2 protein-coding genes are annotated in these 6,382 nt (G+C 73.6%); both read left to right on the forward strand.

The genetic code is table 11. The annotated features are described in order from the left end of the window. On the forward strand, nucleotides 1-4,378 hold a 4,378-nt coding region (locus tag KUM32_RS15620), incomplete at its 5' end, for a type I polyketide synthase (protein ID WP_217142492.1). A gap of 216 nt (nucleotides 4,379-4,594) precedes the next feature. Beyond that, a partial coding sequence (locus tag KUM32_RS15625) for a beta-ketoacyl synthase N-terminal-like domain-containing protein (protein ID WP_308408665.1) occupies nucleotides 4,595-6,382 on the forward strand: 1,788 nt, incomplete at its 3' end.

Raw genomic sequence — 6,382 nt, forward strand, 5'->3', positions numbered from 1 at the left:
GCAGGCGTTGCTGGCGACGTACGGCCAAGACCGGGAGCGGCCGTTGTGGCTGGGTTCGGTGAAGTCGAACATCGGTCATACGCAGGCGGCTGCGGGTGTGGCTGGTGTCGCGAAGATGGTGCTGGCGATGCGGCATGGTGTGCTGCCGGCGACGTTGCATGCGGATGAGCCGTCTCCGCATGTGGAGTGGGCGTCGGGAGCGGTGGAACTGCTCACCGAGGCCCGGCCGTGGGAAGCTGCTGAGGACCGGCCGCGTCGGGCGGGTGTCTCGGCGTTCGGTGTCAGCGGCACCAACGCCCACGTCATCCTCGAAGAACCCCCGGCCCCGCGAGACTCGGCGGACGTCGCGGTGCCCCCGGTCACAGCCGTGCCGCTCGCCGGGCACACCGAGGCGGCGCTGCGGGCCCAGGCACAAAGGCTGCGGGACGCGGCCGACCAGGACCTCCACGCACTCGCCGCGGCGGCGGCACTGCGTCCGGCACTGGCCCACCGGGCCGTCGTCCTCGCGGCCGACCGGGAGGCACTGGTCGGCGGCTTGCACGCGATCGCGTCCGGCACCGGTGGCCTGACCGGTGTCGCACGCCCGGGCCGGCTGGCGTTCCTGTCCACAGGGCAGGGCGCGCAGCGGATCGGGATGGGCCGGGGCCTGTACGAGGCGTTCCCGGTGTTCGCGGACGCCTTCGACGTCGTCTGTGCCCACGTCGACCCGCATCTGGACCGTCCCCTGTCAGCCGTGTGGAGCGACGAGGAACTGATCCACCGGACCGGGTACGCACAGCCCGCGTTGTTCGCGGTCGAGGTGGCCCTGCACGCCCTGTTGTCGCACTGGGGTGTGCGGGCCGATGTCCTGCTCGGCCACTCGGTCGGTGAGATCGCGGCGGCGTATGCGGCGGGGGTGTTGTCGCTGGAGGATGCCGCCACGCTGGTCACCGCTCGGGGCCGACTGATGCAGGCGTTGCCGTCTGGCGGTGCGATGCTCGCGGTCATGGCTTCCGAAGCCGATGTGCTCGCGGAGTTCCCCGACGTCGATATCGCCGTGGTCAACGGGCCGGGTTCGGTGGTCGTGGCCGGGCTTGAGGCCGACATCGACCGGATCGCCGAGCATGGTTGGAAGACGTCACGTCTGCGGACCAGTCATGCCTTCCACTCGCGGTTGATGGAGCCGATGCTGGCGGAGTTCCGTGCGGTGGTGCGCGGGCTGTCCTTCAGCGAGCCCTCCATGCCGGCCGTGTCGACGGTGACCGGGCGGATGGTGGAGCCGGGGCAGTGGTCTGATCCGGAGTACTGGGTGGAGCAGGTCCGGCAGCCGGTCCGGTTCACCGACGCGATCAACGCGCTCGACGACGTCACCCGGTTCGTGGAACTGGGCCCGGACGCGGTACTGACCGCCCTCGTACAGCAGCCGGAGACGGTTGCCGTTCCGCTGCTGCGCCGTGACCGCGACGAGGTCACCACCGCGCTCACGGCGCTGGCCACCTTGCATGTGAACGGCGTACCGGTGGACTGGGGGACGCTGTACCGGGGTGTCCGGCCGGGTGTCCTCCCGACGTACCCGTTCCAGCGGCAGCGTTACTGGATCGCGTCGGCCGGGGGTGTCGGCGATCTGCGCGCGGCCGGGCTCGATGCCGCTGACCACCCGTTGCTCGGCGCGGTCGTGCCGTTGGTGGACGGGGACGGCGCGGTACTCACCGGCCGGCTCGCCCTGCGTGCGCAGCCGTGGCTCGCCGACCACGTGGTCGGGGGAGCGGCGGTGCTGCCGGGGACCGCGCTGCTCGAACTCGCCGTCCAGGCGGGCCACCAGGTCGGCTGCGACACCGTCGAGGAGCTGACACTGCACGCGCCGCTCGTCGTCCCGGACCAGGGTGCCGTTCAGATCCAGGTGACGGTGGACAGTCCGGACGAGCGGGGCCGTCGGGCCCTGCGCATCCACTCCCGCGACGAGCAGGGCGACAGTCGGCAGCATCACGCCACAGGCTCCCTCGTCCCGGTCGGCGCGGCGGCGGAGTCCGCCGCGGACACCTGGCCGCCCGTCGACGCCGTACCGGTCCCGCTCGACGACCTCTACTCCGGTCTGCGGGACATCGGTCTGGAGTACGGGCCGGCGTTCCAGGCACTGCGGACGGTCTGGCGGCAGGGCGACGACCTGTTCGCCGAAGTGGTCCTGGACGATGAACAGCAGCGTGCGGCGGAGAAGTTCGGGGCGCACCCGGTGCTGATCGACGCGGCGTTGCACGCCCTGAGCCTGACCGGAGACCGAGACGAGGACGGAGACCGAGACGAGGACGGGGACCTGCACGGTGACCGAAACGCGCACGGAGGCGGTGCCGCCGCGGCCCGGCTGCCGTTCAGCTGGTCGGATGTGACCCTGCACGCGACCGGCGCGGACCGGCTGCGGGTCCGGCTCAGTCCGGTCGGCGGCGACGCGATCCGGCTCGCGGCGTTCACCACGGCCGGGCAGCCCGTGCTCACGGTCGGGTCTCTGGTGATGCGGCCGGTGCCGTCCGCCCGCCCCGGCGCGACCGACCTGTTCGCGGTCGAGTGGGACCGCGTGCCGGAACCGTCGACGGTGCCCGCGGGAACGGCCGACTGGGCGGTGCTCGGCGAGCAGCCGCTGCCGGAGCTGCCCGGTGTGCCCGCGCGGGCCACCCTCGACGCTCCGGTCATGTTCCTGGCCACCGGCGGTGCCGCGGCCGAGGACACCACCGAGGACGTCGTCCGGGCCACGCACGACGAGGCTCGCCGAGTACTGGAGATCGTGCGGCAGGCGGCGACCGGGGACTCCCGGCTGGTGGTACTGACCAAGAACGCCGTCCTGCCCGGCGACGGCGGCGTCGACCTCGCCGGAGCGGCGGTCCGAGGCCTGCTCCGCTCGGCGCAGCAGGAGAATCCCGGCCGGTTCCTGCTGGTCGACGTCGATGAGGACGCCGCGTCCTGGCGGGCGTTGCCGGCGGCGCTCGCCTGCGACGAACCGCAGGTGGCGATCCGCGCCGGCGCTCTGCTCGCGCCCCGGCTGGCCCGCACCACCACCAGCGCCGACCGGGCAGCGGTCGCGGAGAACGGCTCGACCACCGCGACGTTCGGCACCGGCACCGTCCTGATCACCGGCGGCTCCGGTGCCCTCGCCGGCCGGGTCGCGCGGCACCTCGTCGCCGCCCACGGTGTCGGCCGGCTCCTCCTGGTCAGCCGTACCGGCGGCGGGGAGGCGCTCGCCGAGGAGCTCCGGGCGGAAGGGGCCGAGGTCACGCTCGCCGCTGCGGACGTCGCCGACCGGGACGCGCTGGCCTCGGTACTGGCCGGCATACCGGACGAGCACCCGTTGACGGCGGTTGTGCACACCGCCGGGGTCCTCGCCGACGGCATCGTCGAGCGGATGACGCCCGACCGGCTGGAGCGCGTGCTGCGGCCCAAGGTGGACGGCGCGCTGCACCTGCATGAACTCACCCGCGACCTCGACCTGTCGGCGTTCGTCCTGTTCTCCTCCGCGTCGGCGCTCTTCGGAACACCCGGCCAGGCGAACTACGCCGCGGCCAACGCGTTCCTCGACGCCCTCGCGCAACACCGCAGGTCACGCGGCCTGCCGGGTCAGGCACTGGCCTGGGGGCCGTGGGCCGACGGCGGCATGGCCGGCGACCTGGACGAGACCGACAGGCAGCGGATGGCCGGCGCCGGAGTGCTGCCCTTCGACGTCGAGTCGGGCATCGCGGCGTTCGACGCGGCCGTGACCGCACCGGCGGTGCCGGTCGTGCCGATCCGGCTCGACCTGGCGGCCGTACGGGCGTCCGGGGACGTGCCGGCGTTGCTGCGCGGCCTGGTCCGGCGGCCCACCGGGCAGCCCACGGCGAGGACCGCCACCGCACCAGCGGCGGCACCGGTCGGTCGGCGACTGGCGGGGCTGTCGCTCGAGGACCAGCACGAACTGCTCCTGGACCTGGTGCACAGCCACATGGCGTCCGTACTGGGCCACGCGGCGGACCACGCGATGGAGCCCACCCGGGGCTTCCTCGACCAGGGCTTCGACTCGCTGCTGGCGGTCGAGCTGCGCAACGGCCTCACCTCGGTGACCGGCCTGCGTCTGCCGGCCACGGTCATCTTCGACTACCCGACCCCCGCCGATCTGGCCGGACACCTCCGCGAGCAACTGGCCCCGCCCGCCCCGACGCTGCCGGCGCTGCCCACGCTGGCCGAACTCGACCGGTTCGAGGCGGCCCTGACCGCCGACGGCCTCGATCCCGCGGTCCGCGACCAGATCGCCGACCGGCTCCGGAAACTCCTCGCCGGCTGGCAGCCGTCCGAGGCGGCCGACGGGGTCGCCGACCGGCTGGAAGACGCCAGCGACGAGGAGATGTTCGCCTTCATCGACAACGACCTGGGCCTGTAGCCGATCGGCCGGGTCGGCTGGTCGGTCGACCCGGCCGATCGGTCGACCGGTCGATCAGCTGATCCAGTGATCGGCCCATCGCCTTGCCGATCAGTAAGGGAGCCCTAGGGGTTCTGGGGCCCACCAGGTGCTTCTACCGTCGGGTGCGGTGCCGCCGGTCCGCGGCGCCGCCCCACCCCGCGATCCCGGTGACCACCGGAGTGAGGTGACGCGCTGGTGTCGACTGAGCAGAAGCTTCGGGACTACCTGAAGCGGGTGACCGCGGACCTCCACCAGACCCGCAAGCGGCTGGCGGAGGCCGAGTCCGGGTCGCGGGAGCCGATCGCCGTCGTGGGCATGGCCTGCCGCTATCCCGGCGGTGTGAGCAGCCCCGACGAGTTGTGGGACCTGGTGGCCGACGGCCGGGACGGCATCGGCCTCTTCCCCACCGACCGGGGCTGGGACGTGGACGGGCTGTACCACCCGGACCCCGACCACCCGGGAACGTCGTACGCCCGGGAAGGCGGCTTCCTCTACGACGCCGCCGACTTCGACCCGGACGTCTTCGGCATCTCGCCACGGGAAGCCCTCGCGATGGACCCGCAGCAGCGCCTGCTGCTGGAGACGGCGTGGGAGGCGCTGGAACACGCCGGAGTGGACGCGCTCGGTCTGCGCGGCTCCCGCACCGGCGTCTACGTCGGGCTGATGTACCACGACTACGCGGCCCGCCTCCTCGACGTACCGGACGAGGTCGAGGCGTACCTCGGCACCGGCAACTCCGGGAGTGTCGCCTCCGGGCGGATCGCCTACACGCTCGGTCTGGAGGGCCCGGCCGTCACCGTCGACACGGCGTGTTCGTCGTCGCTGGTCGCGCTGCACCTCGCCGCGCAGGCGCTGCGGTCGGGCGAGTGCGACCTGGCGCTCGCCGGCGGGGCCGCGGTGATGGCGACCCCGGACACCTTCATCGGGTTCTCGCGGCAGCGCGGTCTGGCCGCCGACGGCCGGTGCAAGTCGTTCGCGGCGGCGGCCGACGGCACCGGCTGGGGCGAGGGCGCGGGGATGCTGCTGGTCGAGCGGCTCTCCGACGCGCGCCGGCTCGGACACCGCGTCCTGGCGGTGGTCCGGGGTACGGCGGTGAACCAGGACGGTGCCTCCAGTGGGCTGACCGCACCCAACGGGCCCGCCCAACAGCGGGTCATCCGGGACGCGTTGACCGCCGCCGGTCTCACCCCGCAGGACGTGGACGTGGTCGAGGCGCACGGTACGGGGACGACCCTCGGTGACCCGATCGAGGCGCAGGCCCTGCTGGCCACCTATGGACAGTCCCGTGAACGCCCGTTGTGGCTCGGGTCGGTCAAGTCCAACCTCGGGCACACGCAGGCGGCCGCGGGCGCGGCGGGGATCATCAAGATGGTGCAGGCGATGCGGTACGGGCTGCTGCCCCGCACCCTGCATGTCGACGAGCCGACCCCGCAGGTCGACTGGGCGGCGGGCCGGGTCGAGCTGCTCACCGACGCCCGGCCCTGGCCGGCGGGGGACCGTCCGCGCCGGGCCGGTGTCTCCTCGTTCGGGATCAGCGGTACCAACGCCCATGTCATCCTGGAGGAACCCCCGGCCACCCCGGCGGACGCACCCGGCTCCGCCCCGGCGGCCGGGCGGGTCACACCGTCGGTCGTGCCGCTGGTGGTCACCGGACCGGACGCCGACGCGGTACGCCGACAGGCCGCACGGCTCGGCGCGTATCTGCGCACCAGGCACCAGCGGACCGGGTATCCGCGGACCGGGCACGCGAGGTCACACCAGGGGGCCTCCCTCACCGACGTCGCCCGGTCGGCCACCCTCCGGGCCGCACTGCCCCACAGGGCGGTACTCCTCACCCGAACAGGTCCCCGGATCGACCCCGGAACACCCCCCCGGATCGACCCCGGAACAGGCCCCCGAATCGCCCCCGGAGCAGCCCCCGGAGCAGCCCCCGGAACAGCCCCCCGAACCGCCCCGGAGAACACCCCGGAGTCCACCCCCGGC

The organism is Streptomyces sp. AC627_RSS907 (assembly GCF_019049165.1).